Below are 1,546 nucleotides of genomic sequence, written 5' to 3'. Positions count from 1 at the left end.
AATCTCTGGACTTATTTTATCCTATTACATCAATTGTGCTCCTGGTGGTTCCATTGCTTTAGTTTCTGTATTTACATTATTTGCAGTTATCCTTTATAAAAAAATTCATAACTTATTATTGTCAAACAAAGTTATAGAAAACAATTGATTTTTGAAATTCTAAATTTTATCTATTCTATTGATTTATTTTATAAATATATATATAATAAGTAGTGTATTGAGAGCACCACGAAGGTGCTTTATAGAATTTTATATAAGTCATAGTTTAATAACGTCGAATTTGAAACCCGAAGGTTTTGTTTGTTTTACATTGCCTCGGGTTTTATTTTTTGTTTTTAGAAAGGGGATTTATATTATGAACACAAAAACAAATGATTTAGTTAAGGCAGGGCTGTTACTTTCTTTAGGAATTTTACTTCCAATTATTTTTCATCAATTTAAGCTAGGAGGACCTGTGTTTTTACCAATGCATATTCCAGTTTTACTTGCAGGTTTTATAGCCGGCAAAAAATATGGTTTTCTTGTTGGAATTTTAACACCATTTTTAAGCTCAGTATTTACTGGTATGCCTCCTATTTATCCAACTGCAGTTTCAATGGCATTTGAGCTTGGAACCTATGGTTTAATATCTGGACTTTTATTTGAAACAATAAAATCAGAAAACAAAATAACAAAGACATATATATCACTTATTATTGCAATGCTAGCTGGAAGAATAGTCTCTGGTATTGCAAACTATATACTGTTTACCTTTGCTATGGGAAAACCATATTTATTAAAGATGTTCCTGACTTCAGCCTTTATTACTCCAATACCTGGAATTATAATTCAATTGATTTTAATTCCATTCCTTGTTATATTTTTAAGTAAAGTTACAATTACAGGGGGGCAAAATTTTGAACGATAAAGAATTTTTTAATAGTGTTGCTCATAAATGGGATGAGATGTGCAACCACAATGAAGATAAAATAAGACAGATATTAAATTTATCCGACATTAAACAAAAATCCAGTATTTTAGATGTTGGAACAGGAACTGGAGTTTTGATTAAATTTTTGTTGGAATATAATCCAGAGAAAATCACAGCAATCGATTTATCTGAAAATATGATTGAAATGGCAAAGAAAAAATATACAGATGAAAGAATCGAATTCCTATGTGGTGATGTACTTGAGCATCAAGGACAATACGACTATATATTCCTATATTCTGTTTATCCTCACTTTACTGATAAAGAAAAACTTCTTAAGCAACTTTTCAGCATTTTAAAGCTGGGGGGCAAGATTGTTGTTGCGCATTCACAAAGTAAGGAACAGATTAATGCTATTCATAGGTCTCATAAGGCAGTAGAAGACCACAAACTTCCACCAGCAGAAGTTACTGCAAAGCTTTTTTCAAAGTATTTTTTAGTCCAAACAGTTATTGATAATGATGAAATGTATATGGTTTCAGGAATAAAAAACAGGGACAGAAAAAACAGGGACAGTTAACAATTGTCCCTGTTTTTCCCCATATGGGACATATACTTACTGTAGTAATATAGAGA

General features: G+C 30.3%; 2 protein-coding genes. Both read left to right on the top strand.

Translation table 11 applies throughout. The features are described 5' to 3' along the window. The first annotated feature begins 355 nt into the window (after positions 1 to 355). The gene (locus Q428_RS13990) at positions 356 to 907 is read left to right on the top strand and encodes an ECF transporter S component (RefSeq protein WP_035382016.1); all 552 of its coding nucleotides are present in this window, start codon (positions 356 to 358) and stop codon (positions 905 to 907) included. Then, a complete protein-coding gene (locus Q428_RS13985) occupies positions 897 to 1,490 on the top strand; it encodes a class I SAM-dependent methyltransferase (protein ID WP_035382014.1) in 594 nt (197 codons plus the stop codon). Before Q428_RS13990 ends, Q428_RS13985 begins: the two co-directional genes overlap by 11 nt. Positions 1,491 to 1,546: the final 56 nt, after the last annotated feature.

The organism is Fervidicella metallireducens AeB (assembly GCF_000601455.1).
In the GTDB taxonomy this organism is placed as follows: domain Bacteria; phylum Bacillota; class Clostridia; order Clostridiales; family Caloramatoraceae; genus Fervidicella; species Fervidicella metallireducens.
This window is presented reverse-complemented; position numbering and strand designations above follow the sequence as displayed.

Bases quoted from the DNA above. Each gene is read 5' to 3' on its own strand.
- Q428_RS13990 (WP_035382016.1), top strand. From the start codon at position 356: ATGAACACAAAAACAAATGATTTAGTTAAGGCAGGGCTGTTACTTTCT.